The 15,402-nt window shown below is 71.2% G+C and carries 17 protein-coding genes and 3 tRNA genes; 5 read left to right on the forward strand and 15 right to left on the reverse strand.

Annotated elements, in window-relative coordinates; translation table 11 throughout:
- Window positions 1-93: 93 nt before the first annotated feature.
- Window positions 94-351 carry a hypothetical protein gene (locus tag AB0P29_RS04355; protein WP_217530731.1) on the forward strand — a complete coding sequence of 86 codons (258 nt, stop codon included), beginning with the start codon at window positions 94-96 and terminating at the stop codon, window positions 349-351.
- 375 nt (window positions 352-726) lie between these two features.
- Here the strand turns inward: AB0P29_RS04355 and AB0P29_RS04360 are convergent, their stop codons facing one another.
- The 5 genes from AB0P29_RS04360 to AB0P29_RS04380 all read right to left on the reverse strand — a co-directional run bounded on the left by AB0P29_RS04360 (window position 727) and on the right by AB0P29_RS04380 (window position 4,019).
- A complete protein-coding gene (locus tag AB0P29_RS04360; RefSeq protein ID WP_217530727.1) occupies window positions 727-1,161 on the reverse strand; it encodes a hypothetical protein in 435 nt (144 codons plus the stop codon).
- Window positions 1,162-1,468: 307 nt separating this feature from the next.
- Window positions 1,469-1,542, reverse strand: a tRNA-Met gene (locus AB0P29_RS04365).
- A gap of 23 nt (window positions 1,543-1,565) precedes the next feature.
- Window positions 1,566-1,637 (reverse strand) — tRNA-Thr (locus tag AB0P29_RS04370).
- Between the two features lie 64 nt (window positions 1,638-1,701).
- Window positions 1,702-3,045: a M23 family metallopeptidase gene (locus AB0P29_RS04375; protein ID WP_363378781.1), complete on the reverse strand. Its 1,344-nt coding sequence runs from the start codon at window positions 3,043-3,045 to the stop codon at window positions 1,702-1,704.
- 185 nt (window positions 3,046-3,230) lie between these two features.
- Window positions 3,231-4,019: an inositol monophosphatase family protein gene (locus AB0P29_RS04380; RefSeq protein ID WP_253035627.1), complete on the reverse strand. Its 789-nt coding sequence runs from the start codon at window positions 4,017-4,019 to the stop codon at window positions 3,231-3,233.
- A 31-nt stretch (window positions 4,020-4,050) separates the two neighbouring features.
- Between AB0P29_RS04380 and AB0P29_RS04385 the strand changes: the two genes are divergently transcribed.
- Entirely contained in the window at window positions 4,051-5,616 is a 1,566-nt protein-coding gene (locus AB0P29_RS04385; RefSeq protein WP_363378784.1) for an NAD(P)/FAD-dependent oxidoreductase, read from the forward strand.
- A gap of 3 nt (window positions 5,617-5,619) precedes the next feature.
- On the opposite strand, the gene AB0P29_RS04390 is transcribed toward AB0P29_RS04385, so the two are convergent.
- The 6 genes from AB0P29_RS04390 to AB0P29_RS04415 form a co-directional block, all read right to left on the reverse strand.
- Window positions 5,620-6,657 (reverse strand): hypothetical protein, encoded by a 1,038-nt coding sequence (locus tag AB0P29_RS04390; RefSeq protein WP_363378785.1) that lies wholly within the window; start codon window positions 6,655-6,657, stop codon window positions 5,620-5,622.
- 117 nt (window positions 6,658-6,774) lie between these two features.
- The gene (locus tag AB0P29_RS04395) at window positions 6,775-7,206 is read right to left on the reverse strand and encodes a hypothetical protein (protein WP_363378787.1); all 432 of its coding nucleotides are present in this window, start codon (window positions 7,204-7,206) and stop codon (window positions 6,775-6,777) included.
- 47 nt (window positions 7,207-7,253) lie between these two features.
- Window positions 7,254-7,338 (reverse strand) — tRNA-Tyr (locus tag AB0P29_RS04400).
- 87 nt (window positions 7,339-7,425) lie between these two features.
- Window positions 7,426-7,914, reverse strand: a complete 489-nt coding sequence (locus AB0P29_RS04405) for an FBP domain-containing protein (RefSeq protein ID WP_064002942.1) — start codon at window positions 7,912-7,914, stop codon at window positions 7,426-7,428.
- Window positions 7,915-7,957: 43 nt separating this feature from the next.
- Window positions 7,958-8,272, reverse strand: coding sequence for a hypothetical protein (locus AB0P29_RS04410; protein WP_363378789.1), 315 nt, complete (start codon window positions 8,270-8,272; stop codon window positions 7,958-7,960).
- A 51-nt stretch (window positions 8,273-8,323) separates the two neighbouring features.
- Window positions 8,324-9,166: a LysM peptidoglycan-binding domain-containing protein gene (locus AB0P29_RS04415; protein WP_363378791.1), complete on the reverse strand. Its 843-nt coding sequence runs from the start codon at window positions 9,164-9,166 to the stop codon at window positions 8,324-8,326.
- Window positions 9,167-9,230: 64 nt separating this feature from the next.
- Between AB0P29_RS04415 and AB0P29_RS04420 the strand changes: the two genes are divergently transcribed.
- Window positions 9,231-9,722, forward strand: coding sequence for a YajQ family cyclic di-GMP-binding protein (locus AB0P29_RS04420; RefSeq protein ID WP_217530714.1), 492 nt, complete (start codon window positions 9,231-9,233; stop codon window positions 9,720-9,722).
- A 111-nt stretch (window positions 9,723-9,833) separates the two neighbouring features.
- Complete coding sequence (locus AB0P29_RS04425; RefSeq protein WP_363378794.1) at window positions 9,834-10,019, forward strand: hypothetical protein; 186 nt, start codon at window positions 9,834-9,836, stop codon at window positions 10,017-10,019.
- A 58-nt stretch (window positions 10,020-10,077) separates the two neighbouring features.
- Here AB0P29_RS04425 and AB0P29_RS04430 read toward each other — a convergent pair whose 3' ends face one another.
- Together AB0P29_RS04430 and AB0P29_RS04435 are read right to left on the reverse strand one after the other, a co-directional pair.
- Window positions 10,078-11,205 (reverse strand): Gfo/Idh/MocA family oxidoreductase, encoded by a 1,128-nt coding sequence (locus tag AB0P29_RS04430; protein WP_363378796.1) that lies wholly within the window; start codon window positions 11,203-11,205, stop codon window positions 10,078-10,080.
- On the reverse strand, window positions 11,202-12,026 hold the full coding sequence (locus AB0P29_RS04435; protein WP_363378798.1) for a sugar phosphate isomerase/epimerase: 825 nt from the start codon (window positions 12,024-12,026) through the stop codon (window positions 11,202-11,204). The genes AB0P29_RS04430 and AB0P29_RS04435 overlap by 4 nt, the downstream gene beginning before the upstream one ends.
- A gap of 109 nt (window positions 12,027-12,135) precedes the next feature.
- Between AB0P29_RS04435 and AB0P29_RS04440 the strand changes: the two genes are divergently transcribed.
- A complete protein-coding gene (locus AB0P29_RS04440; RefSeq protein ID WP_363378800.1) occupies window positions 12,136-12,735 on the forward strand; it encodes a TetR/AcrR family transcriptional regulator in 600 nt (199 codons plus the stop codon).
- A 217-nt stretch (window positions 12,736-12,952) separates the two neighbouring features.
- Here AB0P29_RS04440 and AB0P29_RS04445 read toward each other — a convergent pair whose 3' ends face one another.
- Both AB0P29_RS04445 and AB0P29_RS04450 read right to left on the reverse strand, forming a co-directional pair.
- The gene (locus tag AB0P29_RS04445) at window positions 12,953-13,978 is read right to left on the reverse strand and encodes an alpha/beta hydrolase (protein WP_363378802.1); all 1,026 of its coding nucleotides are present in this window, start codon (window positions 13,976-13,978) and stop codon (window positions 12,953-12,955) included.
- A 7-nt stretch (window positions 13,979-13,985) separates the two neighbouring features.
- Complete coding sequence (locus tag AB0P29_RS04450) at window positions 13,986-15,359, reverse strand: FAD-dependent oxidoreductase (protein WP_363378804.1); 1,374 nt, start codon at window positions 15,357-15,359, stop codon at window positions 13,986-13,988.
- Window positions 15,360-15,402 lie beyond the last annotated feature (43 nt).

Raw genomic sequence — 15,402 nt, forward strand, 5'->3', positions numbered from 1 at the left:
CCGGTGGGCGACAGCCCCTGCGGACCGATGGCGAGGAAGCGCAGAGTGGATGCCCCGGTGCGACCGCCCGGGCACGCGAGGAAGGACCGCGACATGAGCACACCCGAGACCGGCGACAACGACGGCATCCGCCTCGACCCGGCCGATGCGCCGCTCGGCGACACGACCGTCGGCGACACCGCTGCGGCCGACGCGGAGTTCGAGGGGCGCCCCCTCGACGACGCCCCGGCGGAGGACCCCGAAGAGACGTATGCCGCGAGCGACATCCAGCCCGAATCGCAGGGTGAGGACCCCGTGGTCGTCGAACTGGGCGAGGAGGGCGAGGGCGACCTGTCGCCCGAGGACCTCTGACCCGTTCACGAATGCAAGGGATCCGGCCCGACACGCCGACGCCCGCCCCGGCGGAGCGGCGTGTCGCGCCAGATCTGTTGCATCTGCGTACGCGAGACCGGTCAGGACTCGCGAGGACGCCGGCCGCGGGGCTGTCGACGAAGACGCGGGTGCTCCACACGAGCAGCACGCCCGTCACTGCGCGCGCCACGCCGCGACGATGCCGACCCGCTGCTCGTCCGCGAACAGCGCAACCGGTCCGACACGAGCACGCCGAGCCCGGCGCCCGCGTTGATGACGGTCTGCACGCGGTCCCGAAGACCGTGTTCCCGCCCGAGTTGGTGGTGCGGGCGTCCACCGCGGGCTGACCCCGGACACGACACCCCGAGTCTCTGCTCAGCTGGTGTCGGCGAGCTCGTCCACGAGCTGGTCCATCTCGTCGCCGCATGCCTGTTCCTCATCGGGTGGGCACATGACGATGCCTGCCCGCAACGTGTCCCGGTATGTCGTGTCCCCGATCCGGTAGGTGACCTCGACTCCTCGCCGGACGGACATCCTCGTGAGGTCGCCGCGATACCCGATCAGGATTTGATAGTGCCCCGACCCCGCGGGGATGCGTGCCCCGGCCGCCTCGAACGTGTCGCCATCGAGTCCCTCGACCGGCGGATAGGCGTCGAACGATTGCCAGATGCCGTTCTCGCCCAGAGGACCGGAGAGCAGCGTGCCGATCACAGTGACCTCGTCGGAGTCACCGATCGATCGGACCGACTCGATGACGACGTCGGAATCCTCGGGTGCGGCGAAGGTGTCGAAGCCGTCGGTGAACTCCATGGGCTGCCCCTTGGCCACATACACATAGGCGTGCGCCCCGTCCGGGACGTCCTCGAACAGAGGACCCGTCGGCGGGGAGCCGGCGCTGCATGCGGAGAGAACCGTGACCGTGAGGACCGTGGCCGCAACGGACAGCGACGATCGCCGGCTAACTATGTCGTCACCTCGCGCGTTCGATCACCCGCGCCGTGGCCGGGAAGACCCAGTGCTCGTGGAGCGCGCCCTGGCAGCATGCGGCGAGCATATCGGCCCGCGCACCCGGCACACGAGAACAACAAAACCCCCGGGTGGAGCCGGGGGTTTTGCGTAGCGGGAGCGGGGCTTGAACCCGCGACCTCACGATTATGAGTCGTGCGCTCTCACCAACTGAGCTACCCCGCCACGAGCATCCGAGAGATGCTGCGAGCCCCGAGTCAGGATTGAACTGACGACCCCTTCCTTACCATGGAAGTGCTCTGCCACTGAGCTATCGGGGCGTGCTGCCCGCACGCGGGCAACTAGAAGAGGATACCAGAGTCGCGGCATCCCCGATGTCACGGGTCAGCCCTCCGTGTGCTCCTCCAGCCACGGCATGGGGTCGATCCGGGTGGTGCCGCCGAGCAGCACCTCGAGGTGCAGGTGGGCACCCGTCGACTTGCCCGTGCTCCCCACCCGCCCGATAACGTCACCGGCGTCGACCGTCTCGCCGGGCGAGACCCGCAGCGATCCGTACTGCATGTGGCCGTACCGGGTCGAGACGAGCTTGCCGTCGATGATGTGGTCGATGACGACGGTGACGCCGTAGTCGCCGCCGGCCTCGGTCGCGATGCGGACGGTGCCCGCGGCGACGGCGTGGACTTCGGCGCCGGCGCCCGACGTGAGGTCCGTGCCGCGGTGCGGGCGCGAGAACTTCGACAGGTACGACTTCGAACCGAACTGCGCCGAGATCGGCACACCCACCGGGAACGGCCACTGCACGGCGGCCGTCTCGTCGTTCACCCACGTGCCGGCGAACTGCGTCACACCGGACTGGGCGGCCACGTCGGCCATGGACTCGATGTCGTACTCCCCCGACCGGGCGAGCGTCGTCTCACCGGCGTCTGAGCCGGCGACGTACGCCTGGATCTCGGGGGCGTCGGCGTCCGTGGCCTGGGCGGCGAGCGAGATGTCGCCGCTCACGTCCTGACCGAACGCACCGACGGCGGTGACGGGAGTGGTCGTCCCGATGGCGAGGAGACCGACGACACCCACGACGCTGATCGAGAAGGATGCCGCAGCAGCCCGCTTCAGCAGCACGCGACCACGTCGCGGGCGGCGCGGCTGCTCGGCCATGCGGACGCGGGTCGTGCGCCGTGCGTGCTCCTCGGCGTCGACGGCGGCCCGGGCGACCTGGACGGGCGTCTCACCGGTGAAGGAGAACACCTTCGCCGCCAACTCGAACTCGTCGACGGCGGGGCCCGCATCCTGCGGCGAGGTGTGGGTCGAGGACGCCGACGGCAGGACGATCGTCTCGTCGAGGAACTGGGGCACCCGCGGAGCTTCGGGGACGGGCGAAACGACCGTCGCCGTCCGCGGGGTGCGCGTACGGCGACGAAGAGGAAGGGTGGCGGCGGAGGTATCCGAGAGCGCCTCGGCGAGGGTCTCAGCGACGACCGACTCGACGATCGAGGGGGACGCGGACTCGCGGCTCGCGGATTCCGACTCGGCGACGGTGGACTCCGCCGACGCGGCGGCACGGTCGCGACGACGGCGCAGCGCCGGGGTCTCGCTCGCCTGGACCATTGCGATGACCTCGCCCATCGCCGCGACAGCCTGCGCCGCGGCGACCTCGGCCTCGCTCGCAGCCGGAGCGGCGGCGGCGCGGCGCCGAAGCTCCGCACGGGTCAGCGGCGTGGCGCCGGACACAGGGGAATGCCGGTCGCGATGCGTTGCGGGCGCGTCGGTGGGGGAGGTCTCGAAAGTCAAACGTGCGGGCTCTCGGGTAGAGCGGCGGGGGCCGCGGGCTGCAAGGTCAGAATCCTCCGCTCGGGCAGCGAAGGTAACGATCAGATAAACACGCTACACGACGGGGCTGAGAATGGCATGTCCGTTCACAACCCGATCGCAGCGACGATCCTGTGGAGGAGGTCCGGTCCGGCGGCGACCGTCATCTCGCGGCCGGGGAATCCGTCCGGCGCACCGGTTACGAGGCCGCCCGCCTCGGTCACCAGCAGCGCACCCGCGGCGTGGTCCCACGGATGCAGACCGCGCTCGAAATAGCCGTCCAGGCGCCCCGCCGCGACGTACGCGAGGTCGAGCGAGGCCGCGCCGGCACGGCGGAGGTCCCGCACGAGCGGCATGACCGCCGCGACGCGGGCGAGGTCGCCCTCGTGGTGCTTCGGGTCGTACCCGAATCCGGTCGCCACCAGCCCGCCGGCTTCGCCGACCTGCGACACCGCGAGGCGCTGCTCGCCCCGCCAGGCACCGCCGCCGCGGACGGCGTGGAACGTCTCCCCCACCGCCGGGTTGTGCACGACGCCCGCGAGCGCCGTCCAGGTGGGCGGTGTCGGCTCACCGGAGACCGCGGCGATGCTGACGGCGTAGTGCGGCATCCCGTAGGCGTAGTTCACCGTGCCGTCGATCGGGTCGACCACCCACGTGATGTCGGAGGTGCCCCGCTCGGCACCGGACTCCTCGCCGAGGAAGCCGTCGTCCGGGCGCTCGGCGGCGAGCCGCGCACGGATGAGCGCCTCGACCTCGCGGTCGGCCTCGGTCACGATGTCGGCGATCGCGGACTTCGTCGCGGCGATGGCCACACCTTCCTCGCGGCGCTGCCGGGCGAGGGCGCCGGCTTCGCGGGCGATGTCGAGGGCGAGGTCGGCGAGCGCAGCGGCATCCATCCCTCCACGCTACGCCGCTAGGTTGGGCACTATGAGCGCCAGCCGCGACGTCGTCATCATCGGCGGAGGCCACAACGCCCTCGTCGCCGCCGCGTACCTCGCCCGGGCAGGACGCACCGTCACGGTGCTGGAGCGGCAGGACCACGTCGGCGGCGCCGCCGTCTCGGAACGGCCGTGGGCGGGCGTCGACGCGCGCCTCTCGCGTTACTCGTACCTCGTGAGCCTGCTCCCCCGCACCGTCATCGACGACCTGGGGCTGCGCATCCGCCTCGAACGCCGCCGCTACTCGTCGTACACGCCCCTGCCGGACGACCCGAGCCGGGGCATCCTCATCGACAACGCGGATGCCGCGGCCACCGCCGCGAGCTTCGCGCGGGCCACCGGCGACGCCGACGAAGCGGGCCGGTTCGCGCGCTTCTCGGAGCGTCTCGCCCCGCTCGGCGCGGCGCTGTTCCCCACCGTGACCGCGCCGCTGCCACGGGAGCACGACGCCCGCGCCGCCGTGGGCGACGACGCGCTGTGGGAGGCGGTCACCGCCCGCCCGCTCGGGGAGTTCCTGCGCGACGGCCTGCAGACCGACATCGCACGCGGTATCGCCTTCACCGACGGACTGATCGGCACGTTCGCGCGCTCGGACGACACCTCCCTGCGCCAGAACCGGTGTTTCCTGTACCACGTCATCGGCGGCGGGACCGGGGACTGGGACGTCCCGGTCGGCGGCATGGGTGCGGTCAGCGGCGAGCTCGAGCGGGCGGCGCGGGGCGCCGGCGCCGAGATCCGCACCGGCGCCGAGGTCGTCGCCGCCTCGCCGGACGGCGAGGTCACCCTCGCCGACGGCGAGCGGCTCGGTGCCCGGGTGCTGCTGAGCGGAGTCGGTGCGGCGGTCCTCGACCGCCTGCTCCGCGCGGGCGGCGCCGCGGGGACGGAAGCGCCGACGCCCGAGGGCGCGCAGATCAAGGTCAACATGCTGCTCTCGCGACTTCCGCGTCTGCGCGACACGGCGGTGGACCCGCGCGCCGCGTTCGCGGGGACGTTCCACATCAACGAGACGCTGTCGCAGCTGGATGCCGCCTACGACCGGGCGGCGGAGGGCGGCATCCCGGATCCGCTGCCGGCCGAGATCTACTGCCACTCCCTCACCGACCCGTCGATCCTCGGGCCGGAACTGCGGGCCTCGGGCGCGCAGACGCTGACCCTGTTCGGACTGCAGGTCCCGCACCGGCTCGTCGCGGACGGCGCCGTCGACCGGGACGCCCTGTGGGTCGCCGCGCAGCGTTCGCTCGACGCGGTGCTCGCCGAACCGATCGCCGACGTGCTCCATCGGACGCCGGACGGCTCGCCGTGCGTCGAGGCACGGACGACGGCCGACCTCGAGCGGGATCTCGGGATGCTGGGCGGCGACATCTTCCACGGCGACCTGTCGTGGCCGTGGGCCGCGGACGACGAACCGCTCGAGACCCCCGCGGATCGGTGGGGGGTCTCGAGCGGTGTCGAGGGTGTTCTGCTGTGCGGGTCGAGCGCCCGGCGCGGCGGCGCCGTCAGTGGGATCGGCGGCCACAACGCCGCGATGGCGGCCCTGGAGATGCTGTCGCGCTGAGGCTCAGTGCTGCTGCGGCGGGACGGGCGGCGCCGGAGGCGCGTCGGGCGCGCCCGGGAGGGGCGGCACCGGCGGGACCTGCGGCGAGGGAGCATCCGGAGCAGCGGGCGCGTCCGGCGCGGATGCGGGCGCTGGCGGAGCAGCGGGAGCTGCCGGGGCCGCCGGAGCCGCCTCGGGAGCCGACGCTCCGTCGGGCGTCGTGGCGCCGTAGGGCTGCTGCGGGTAGGTGGGCCAGCCGGTGTAGTACGCGTTCCAGTCGGGGCTGCCGTCGGGCATGACCGGCAGGGGCGTGCGACCGTCGGCGTACGTGGGCCATGCCTGCGCAGGCCCCGTGGCCGACGCCGTGTACGCACCACCATCGGGCTGACCCGACGTGGCGTACGCCTGCGCGCCGTAGGGTGCCGCCGCGACCTGCGGACGCTCCTTCTTCGGGGCGAAGAGGGCGTTCACGAGCGGGACGAGCGCCGTGCCCACGGCGGCGAGGATCGCGACCGACACGAGCACACGCCAGTAGATCTCGCGGAACTCGATGAACTCCTCGAGCATCAGTGGGATGATCAGCATGATCGCGAGGATCACGACGAGGCCCATCGTCACGTAGGTGACGATGCTCGTGAAGGTGGTCTGGTAACGGGCGAAGGCCTTCGCGTAGAGGCGGACGTGCAGCAGCGCGCCCTGCAGGATCAGCAGGATCAGCAGGAACTTGAAGAAGCGCTCGGCGCCGACGCCGTAGTCGCCGGCGGCCTCCGGCATCCAGATCATGAACGCGCCGATGATGAGCGCGACGACCCACGACACGATGCTCGCGAGAGCGAACCACGCGGGGCGACGGCTGGCGAGGGATGCCTCGAGGATCGAGATCCCGGCGAAGGCCGCGAGCAGCAGGATCGTCAGGAACGCTCGCCCGACGATGCCGTTCGAGTCCCCGAGGAGCACCCACACGACGCAGACGATCGCCGCGGCGATCAGGGCGCCGATCGCGACCCAGATCGCTGCGCGGAAGATCTTGTTCGAACGGGGGGCGGTGATCGGTTCGCTCATCCTCGACATCCCTTCGGCGGAGGCCTCCCCCGCGCTCGCCCCCATCCTGTCAGACCGGCCGATGAGCAGCTCGGATGTCCACAGGGGTGGCGGCGCGTCACCGGGGTGTGGAGGACATCACCCGGGGAGGACGACCACCGGCAGCTCGTCGGCGCTCTCCTGGTGGATCTGCGCGACGTCGGCGTACGCCTCCACCACGCGGGGCGACCACCACTCGGTGCGCCACACGGTGGCGTCGGGCCACAGGACGACGTTGTCGTGCGGGCCGACCCAGATCGTCGTGATCTCGATCTCGCGGCCGTCGGTGAGGATCAGCCGACTGGACTGGGTCTGCGCGCCGTCGAACTCATCCGACGGTGTCGGGCACGTCGGTCGAGGGGTACTCGAAGAACTCGATGGCGGCGACCTGGTCGGGGGCGACGGCGATCGAGCGTTCCGCGAGCGGCGCGCATCCCGCGAACGCGACGGCGCGAGCGACGGCTGTCGCGGCGGCGGCGGCGCGGATCGACCGGTGCGTGGTGATCCTGCCCGCAGGCTATCGCGCGGCATCCCCCGCGGGAACGGGAAAGGGCTGCGGAGATCTCCGCAGCCCTTCGTGGTGGCGAGTGAGGGATTCGAACCCCCGAATGCAATGCAGTCTGATTTACAGTCAGATCCCTTTGGCCGCTTGGGTAACTCGCCAGGTGCGCACCCGCCCGGCTTGTGCAGTCGACCGGAGGCGCGATCCCCTACTCTACCCTCCCCGCGGGCGTGACGAAAACCGCGGCGTCAGGCGGCCGACGCGACGCGCTCGACGAAGGATTCGAGGCGGTGGCGGGTGCCATCGATGCGGCGATCCACGCTCGCCCGGATCTCGCTCGGAGCCAGCGGCCCCGCGATGCGGACGTTGTCGTGGCAGGTCAGGTCCGCGCACACGTAGGTGCCGACGCTGTCGCCGCGGTCACCGGCATCCCCGGTCCGTCGAGCGGTGAACATCGTGACCTGATTGCCCGGCTGCATCGTGTGGCAGATGTTGCACATGGCGGAGCGACCTTGCGTCGCACCGTTCGCGGCGCGCAGCACGATGCCGGTCGGGTGCCCGTCGATCTCGGCGACGACATAGCCCCGGCTGCGCGTCGTGGGATCGCGCCACGCGAGGAAGTCGAGGTGATCCCACTCGAGCAGCGGGAAGTCGTGGGGCGGCTCGAGGCGTTCCCGCTCGTCCTTCGTCGCGTTCACCAGCACGTCGCGCAACTGGTCCTCTGTCAGCGGCCGCATCAGCCCATTGTACGAAGGGGCGGATGCCGCGGCTCCGCCGACGTCAGGCGCCGAGGTTCAGGATGAGCGAGGCGGTGCCGACGAGACCGATCCCCGCTGCCGTGCCGATCGCGGGCCACAGGAACCCGCGGCGGCGGATGCCAGCGAAGACGAGACCGACGATGCCGGTGAGCATGGCGACCGACCCGCCGCCGACGAGGAGGGCGAAGGCCGGGATCAGGAGCCAGCCGTACTGCTCGTCGACGGTCGCGGCGAGCAGCAGGACGAACAGGGTCGGCAGGACCGAGAGCACGACGAGCGCGACGGCGCCGATGCCCCAAGCGCGCTGGGCGAGGAGCGGGACGGCGGGCGTGGTCACCCCGTCAGGCTACGGCTGGACGCGACGACGGATGCGGCGACGCGCGGAACGTCAGCCCTGCGCCGCGATCGTGCGGCTCGTCGGCCGCAACTGCACGCGGTCGCCGGGCTGCAGGACGCGCTCCGGTCCGCCCGCCTCGTTGAACGCCTGCACGGTGATCGCGTCGACGCAGAAGCGGTCGCCGATGCCGCGGTAGGTGTCCCCCGGCTGCACGGTGTAGAAGGTGGGCTTGCCGTCGACCTTCTCGACCGGGCCCTCGGCGTACTCGCCCTTCCCGGTGTCGACGACCGTGCCCGACATGCTGACCGGGATCCGCCCTTCCGCGTTGGGCTCTGCGAGGGAGATGCGCGCGATCGCGTCGCAGTCCTGATGCGTGCGGTAGCCGCCCTTGGCCGCCTCGTTGAGTGCCAGGGCCTCGGGCTGCCCCTCGGCGAGGACGGCGAGGTAGTCGCCGGCGTAGATGTCGCCGGCACCGCCGAAGTTGTTCGCGCTGTTGAAGTCCGCGCTGGCGAGGCAGAAGCGCTCGACGATCGCCCAGTACGAGTCGCCCGAGACCACCCGGTAGACCGTCGCGAGGCCCTTCCCATTGGAGCGCTCGACCACGCCGGTCGCTCCGGGCGAGATGTCGCCGCGGTCCGTGCCCGCCGGAACGCCCAGGCACTTGCTCTCCGGCGCCGGAGTCGTCTCGACGGGCGTGGGAAGGGGCGCGAGCCTCGTCGGCACGGGCGTGGGCGTGGGTGTCGCCGTCCGCGGCGGTGCCGCCGTCGTGGGCGGCGCCTCGGCGACCACCTCGTCGGTCGGGATCATCCCGATGACAGCGGGCGCGGCGAGAGCCAGCAGGCCCACCACCGACCCCACGGCGATACCGAGCATGATCTTCCCCCGACGATCCATACCCTGACGCTATCCCGCCCGGGTCACGGGCGCGCAACGATCCGGCGGCGGTACCCTCGAACGCATGGCCAGCGACAGCTCATTCGACATCGTCAGCAAGATCGATCGCCAGGAGGCGGACAACGCGCTCAACCAGGCACGCAAGGAGGTCGAGCAGCGCTACGACTTCAAGGGCACCGGCGCCTCGATCGAATGGAGCGGCGAGTCGATCCTCATCAAGGCGAACAGCGACGAGCGCGCCAAGGCGGTGCTCGACGTCTTCCAGTCGAAGCTGATCAAGCGCGGCATCTCGCTGAAGAGCCTCGACTCCGGCGAGCCCCAGCCCTCAGGCAAGGAGTTCCGCATCGTCTCGACGCTCAAGGAGGGCATCTCCTCCGAGGACGCGAAGAAGATCAGCAAGATGATCCGCGACGAGGGCCCCAAGTCGGTGAAGGCGCAGATCCAGGGCGACGAGCTGCGAGTGCAGTCGAAGTCCCGCGACGACCTGCAGGAAGTGCAGCGGATGCTGAAGGCGGCCGACCTCGACGTCGACCTCCAGTTCGTCAACTACCGCTGAGCACAGCGCCCGAGCACCACGGGAGCGCGGGCGGGTTGTCAAGCCCGCGCGAGCGTCGGAGCCCTCACCTAGCGTGGCAGGTCAGCACCACGAGCTTGTGAGGTCCCCGCTGTGCCTGAGCACCACCATCCCACCCCCGGCACGGTCTGGGCGCGCGTCGAGGACGGCTTCCACGTCGGCAGTCGCGACGGCAACACGTTCGACGACCTCGAAGCGCACGGCGACCCGTCGGCCACCCTGCGGGCGGCACGCGAGTTGAGCCTCTGGTTCCGCGTCCGCGCGACTCAGCCGCGCTGACCGGACGACGAACGGCCCGAACCCCCTGAAGGGTCCGGGCCGTCGTCGCGTCAGCGGCTCAGAGCGTGCGGGCGAAGGGGTCGAAGTCGACCGGCACCGGCGGGACCGGGGCGACCGTGCTGTCGATCTCGAGGTACTGGCCGGTCTCGGCCGAGTCCTGCGCCGAGAGCAGCACGTCGAGCACGTGGAAGCCGAGCTCGCCGGTCGCGACGTGCGGCCGGTTCTCTGCCACGGCCCGCACCATGTCGAGCACGCCGAGGCCGCGGCCGACGACCGTGCCCTGCTGCTCGACCTCGATCCACTCCTGCTCGGTCTTCATACCGTCGCGGAACACACCGAGCGGCTTGACGTACGCCGTGCGCCCCTCGAAGCGGTTGGGATCGGGCAGCACGATCGAGCCCTCGGTGCCGTGGATCTCCACGACGCCGTGACGCTCGAGCGCCGAGTCGAAGCTCAGCAGGTGCGTGCCGTGCTGGCCGCCCTCGAAGGTCGAGAGGACCTGCACCGACGAGGGCACCTCGACGGGGAAGGTCTCGCCCGCGCGGGGACCGGTGTGGATGTGACGCTCCGTGCGGAACCGCGACCCGCGCGCGGCGACGCCGGCGATAGGCCCCAGCAGGCTGACGAGGGCCGAGAAGTAGTACGGACCCATGTCGAGCAGCGGGCCGGCACCCTTCGCGAACAGGAACGCGGGCTCGGGATGCCACAGGTCGGGGCCCTGCGTCTGGAATGCGGTCTGCACGAACAGCGGGGTGCCGATGACACCCTCGGCGATCGCGCGCTTCGCGGTCTGGAAACCCGGGCCGAGGATCGTGTCGGGCGCCGAACCGACGCGGACACCCGCGGCCTCGGCATCCTTCAGCAGCTGACGAGCACCCTCGCGGTCGAGGCCCAGCGGCTTCTCGGTCCACACGTGCTTGCTGGCCGCGACCGCCTGCGCCGAGACCGCGATGTGCGACTCGGGGATCGTGAGGTTCACGACGAGCTCGACCTCGGGGTTGGCGAGGACGTCCTCGAGCGTGCCCCACGAGGGCACCCCGTGCTCCTCGGCCTTCGCCTTCGCGCGCTCGGGGATCAGGTCGCCGATCGCGACCACCTTCACGTCGGGGAACGACGTGAGGTTCTCGAGGTAGGTCTGGCTGATGACACCGGCACCGACGATGCCGACTCCGACGGGACCGGTCATGCGATGAACCCGCCGTCCTTCAGGAAGGCGTAGGAAGCCGCAATGTCCTCGAAGACGTCGCCGGGGGCCTTGTCGTACTCGATGACGGCGAACTTGATGCCCGTGCCCGCCTGCAGCGACTCGGCGAGGGGCACGTCGCCCGTGCCGGCGCGCAGCTGCTCGAGCGAGTCGGAACCGAACGCGTCGGCGCCGGGCGCCCACGGGTTGGATGCCGGGGCGATGCCGTCCTTGACGTGCACGGCGACGAGCCGGTCGCCGAGGCTCTTCACGAGCGCCGGCACGTCCTGGCCGCCGGTGAGCGCCCAGAACAGGTCGAGCTCGATCTCGACGCGGTCGTCGGTCAGCTCGAGGAAGCGCTCGTAGGCGGTCTGACCGCCGAAGTCCGCCACGAACTCCTGCGCGTGGTTGTGGTACCCGACCGTCAGGCCGAACTCCGCGGCCTTCTCGGCGGCGCGGTTCATGCGCTCGGCGATGTCGGCGACACCCTCTTCGGTGAGCCAGCGCTCGGCGGGCACGAACGGGTCGATGACCGTCGTCATGCCGATCTTCGCGGCCGCCTCGAAGACGACCTCGGGAGCGGGGGTCGGGATCGAGCCGTCCGGGGTCCAGAGCTCGTCCGAGAGCAGCGGCGCGTGGCCGGTGGGAGAGGCGAGGCCGCTGGCGTCGAGGGCCGCGCGGATCTCGTCGGGACGCCGCACGAAGTCGAACGCCTCCACGTTGCGCAGGCCGATCGCAGCCAGCTTGTCGAGCGATCCGGACATGTCCTCGCTGAACTCTGTGGCGAGTGTGTAGAGCTGGACAGAGGCGAGTGGCAGAGCCATGGGCCTTCCTTCGTACGTCGTTGTCGGATGCCGCGGGGCGGCGTGGCCACGACGATAGCAGAAGAACCTCCAGTTGGAGGTTTTTCGTCGACGGCCCTACTCTGTCCCCATGGGTCAGGACGACGAGGGCGTGATCGGCCGCCGCGGATCGCAGCCGAAGGGCATCGCCCGGCGGCAGGAGATCCTCGATCGCGCGATCGAGGTCTTCCGCGAGCGCGGGGCGCACGGCACGTCGCTCCGCAAGATCGCCGAGGCCATCGGCGTCTCGCACGCCGCCCTGCTGCACTACTTCGACTCGCGCGAACAGCTGCTCGTCGCCGTCTACAAGCACGCCGAGGACAGCCGCGTCGACTCCCCCGACCTCCGCCCCGGCATCGACACCATGATCGAGGCGGCGATCAGAAACGTCGAGGTGCCCGGTCTCGTCACCCTGTACTCCACCCTGCTCGCCGCCTCGCTCGAGACGGACTCCGGCGTCGGGCGCGAGTTCTTCACGGCCCGTTTCACCGGGCTCCGCGCCACGATGACCGAGAGCCTGCAGCGACAGCAGGCCGAGGGCCTGGTGCGCGACGACGTCTCGGCCGAACACCTCGCGTCGCTTCTGATCGCGGCATCCGACGGTCTGCAGATCCAGTGGCTGCTCGATCCGGCGGTCGGGCTGGAATCGACCCTGCGCACCCTCGGCGCGCTCCTGCGCCCGCCCGCATGACCGGGTCGCGCCTCACGCGCCGGCTCGTCGTCGTCCTCGGCTTCCTCTCGGCGGTCGGTCCGTTCGCGATCTCGGCGGCCACCGGCATCCTGTCGATCCCGCTCTTCATCGGCTGCGCCTTCGCCACCGGTCGGCGCCCTCATCACCCCCGTGGTGGGCCTGTGGGGCGAGGAGACCGCGGTGCCGATGGCGTGCGTCATGCTCGTCGGCGCGCTGCTCAGCCTGACGCTCGGGATCGCCTCGAACCGCGCGAGCGCCCGATCGCACCCGTCGTGAGCCACCTTTCGAGCGCACGGTAGGCCTGCTCGCGAGGGCCCGGACGCGACAGGAAGAGGTCGTGGATGCCGCCCTCGATCCGCGCGAGCGTGATGTCGCGCCCGATCCGGGTGGCGGCGCGGGCGATGTCGTCGACGACGAGTACCGAGTCGCTGCCGGTCATCTCGGCGTTCCACGCGAACGGATTCGTCGACGCGGTGGACAGCATCACGAGGGTCGGAACGCCCACGTCGATGCCCGCCGACACCCGACGGTGCCCCTCGACGATCGCGGCGAGCCAGCCCGGGTGCGTCGGGAACCCGCGCTCGGGCCGCCACTCGCGCCGGTAGCCGCGGACGGGCAGCGCGCCCACCTCGGTCTGCGCGCGGGTGTAGAAGCCGAGGTCGACGACGGGGTGCGCACCCAACGGATCGACGCGTGCCCGCATCTGCACGAGGGGCGACAGCGCCTGGCGCCCGAGGGTGCCGATCTGCAGTTCGAGCCATGGGCTGTTGAGGACGAGCCCCGCGAGGCGGCCGTGGTGCCGCGAGGCCCAGACCGTCGCGGTGAGGCCGCCCGTCGAATGCCCCATCATCACGAGCCGGCGCCGCGACGGCGCACCCTCGAGGCCGTGGCCCATCGCGTCGAGGGCCGCGGCGATGTCGGCGTCGTACACCTCGAGCGACGTCACGAACCCGGGCGTCTGGCCGGGGCGCAGGCTGCGGCCGTACTTGCGCAGATCGAGCGCGTGGAAGCGCGCTCCGTGCGAAGTCCAGAACCGGGCGAGCTCGACCTGGAAGAAGTAGTCGGACCAGCCGTGCAGATAGAGGACGTCGACGTCGCGCAGCGGCCCCGTCAGCCGCGCGAGCGTCGGCGGCTCGAGGCGGACGAGCGTCGCGACGACCTCGCCCTCCTGGTCGGCGCCGAGGGGCAGCGTCAGGGACTGGAACGGACGCCCGAGGACGTCCGTCTCCCACTCGCCGCTCATCGGAACCTCACTCGCCGCGCGAGACCCGCACCATCTCTTCGCGGTCGACGACCTTGATCCGCTCGCGCTCGTGCGGTGCACCGAGGGCGACCTCGTGCTCGTCGAGCCGGTGCCAGCCGTCGAGGTCGGTCCACGCGACCTGACGCTCGGCGAGGAGCGCGATGATCGCCTCGTCGGACGGGTCCTCGGGGGTCCACCACGACGCCTGGTCGTTGATGAGGTGGCGGATCGTCTCCATGGCGTCGGACTTCGTGTGACCGATGAGGCCGACCGGGCCGCGCTTGATCCAGCCGGTCGCGTACACGCCGGGGACCCGCTCGTTCGAGCCCTTCTTCAGCACCTGACCCTCATGGTTGGGGATGACGCCGTGGCGCTTGTCGAACGGCACGTCCGGCAGCGGCGAACCGAAGTAGCCCACGGCGCGGTAGACCTGGCCGACCGGGATCTCGCGGAGCTCGCCCGTGCCCTCGACCCCGCCGGAGCCGTCGGGGCGGGTGCGCTCGGTGACGATCGCCGCGACGCGGCCGTCGGCATCCTTCTTGATCTCGACGGGACGCGCCCAGAAGTGCAGGTGCAGCCGGCGACTCGCCTCGCCGCCGGCGTTGTTGACGCTCGGCCGCTGGCGCCACGACTGCAGGACGCGGTCGATGACCATGACCTGCTTGTTCGAGGCGATCGCGGCCTTCGACGCCTCGTCGTAGTCGAAGTCCTCGTCGTAGACGACCATGTCGACGTCGCGCAGCTCGCCGAGCTCGCGCAACTCGAGGGGGGTGAACTTCACCTGCGCGGGACCGCGACGGCCGAACACGTGCACGTCGGTGACGGGCGAGGCCTTCAGGCCCTCGTAGACGTTCGCGGGGATCTCGGTGGGCAGCAGGTCGTCGGCGTGCTTGGCGAGCACGCGCGCCACGTCGAGCGCGACGTTGCCGTTGCCGAGGACGGCGACGGACGCCGCATCCAGCGGCCACTCGCGCGGGAAGTCCGGGTGCCCGTCGTACCAGCTGACGAAGTCCGCCGCACCGAACGAGCCCTCGGCGTCGATGCCGGGGATGTCGAGGTCGGCGTCCTTGATCGCGCCGGTCGCGAAGATGACCGCGTTGTAGTGCTTCTTCAGGTCGGCGAGGGTGATGTCCACGCCGAACCGGACGTTGCCGAAGATGCGGATGTCACCGCGGTCGAGGACGTCGCGCAGGGCGTTGATGATGCCCTTGATGCGCGGGTGGTCGGGGGCGACGCCGTAGCGCACGAGGCCGTAGGGCGCCGGAAGGTGGTCGAAGAGGTCGATCGACACGTCGAACTTGCGCTCCGCCTTCAGGAGGATGTCCGCCGCGTAGATGCCGGCGGGTCCTGCGCCGACGATGGCCAGCCGGAGCTTGGTCATGGGTGTCCTTTCCGAGAGCCCGCGCGCGGGCGTGACGAAGAAG

This window comes from Microbacterium sp. NPDC080220 (assembly GCF_040686395.1).
GTDB lineage: Bacteria > Actinomycetota > Actinomycetes > Actinomycetales > Microbacteriaceae > Microbacterium > Microbacterium gawkjiense.

Bases quoted from the DNA above. Each gene is read 5' to 3' on its own strand.
- AB0P29_RS04355 (WP_217530731.1), top strand. From the start codon at position 94: ATGAGCACACCCGAGACCGGCGACAACGACGGCATCCGCCTCGACCCG.
- AB0P29_RS04360 (WP_217530727.1), bottom strand. From the start codon at position 1,161: ATGGAGTTCACCGACGGCTTCGACACCTTCGCCGCACCCGAGGATTCC.
- AB0P29_RS04380 (WP_253035627.1), bottom strand. From the start codon at position 4,019: ATGGATGCCGCTGCGCTCGCCGACCTCGCCCTCGACATCGCCCGCGAA.
- AB0P29_RS04385 (WP_363378784.1), top strand. From the start codon at position 4,051: ATGAGCGCCAGCCGCGACGTCGTCATCATCGGCGGAGGCCACAACGCC.
- AB0P29_RS04390 (WP_363378785.1), bottom strand. From the start codon at position 6,657: ATGAGCGAACCGATCACCGCCCCCCGTTCGAACAAGATCTTCCGCGCA.
- AB0P29_RS04395 (WP_363378787.1), bottom strand. From the start codon at position 7,206: ATGCCGCGCGATAGCCTGCGGGCAGGATCACCACGCACCGGTCGATCC.
- AB0P29_RS04405 (WP_064002942.1), bottom strand. From the start codon at position 7,914: ATGCGGCCGCTGACAGAGGACCAGTTGCGCGACGTGCTGGTGAACGCG.
- AB0P29_RS04415 (WP_363378791.1), bottom strand. From the start codon at position 9,166: ATGGATCGTCGGGGGAAGATCATGCTCGGTATCGCCGTGGGGTCGGTG.
- AB0P29_RS04420 (WP_217530714.1), top strand. From the start codon at position 9,231: ATGGCCAGCGACAGCTCATTCGACATCGTCAGCAAGATCGATCGCCAG.
- AB0P29_RS04430 (WP_363378796.1), bottom strand. From the start codon at position 11,205: ATGACCGGTCCCGTCGGAGTCGGCATCGTCGGTGCCGGTGTCATCAGC.
- AB0P29_RS04435 (WP_363378798.1), bottom strand. From the start codon at position 12,026: ATGGCTCTGCCACTCGCCTCTGTCCAGCTCTACACACTCGCCACAGAG.
- AB0P29_RS04440 (WP_363378800.1), top strand. From the start codon at position 12,136: ATGGGTCAGGACGACGAGGGCGTGATCGGCCGCCGCGGATCGCAGCCG.
- AB0P29_RS04445 (WP_363378802.1), bottom strand. From the start codon at position 13,978: ATGAGCGGCGAGTGGGAGACGGACGTCCTCGGGCGTCCGTTCCAGTCC.
- AB0P29_RS04450 (WP_363378804.1), bottom strand. From the start codon at position 15,359: ATGACCAAGCTCCGGCTGGCCATCGTCGGCGCAGGACCCGCCGGCATC.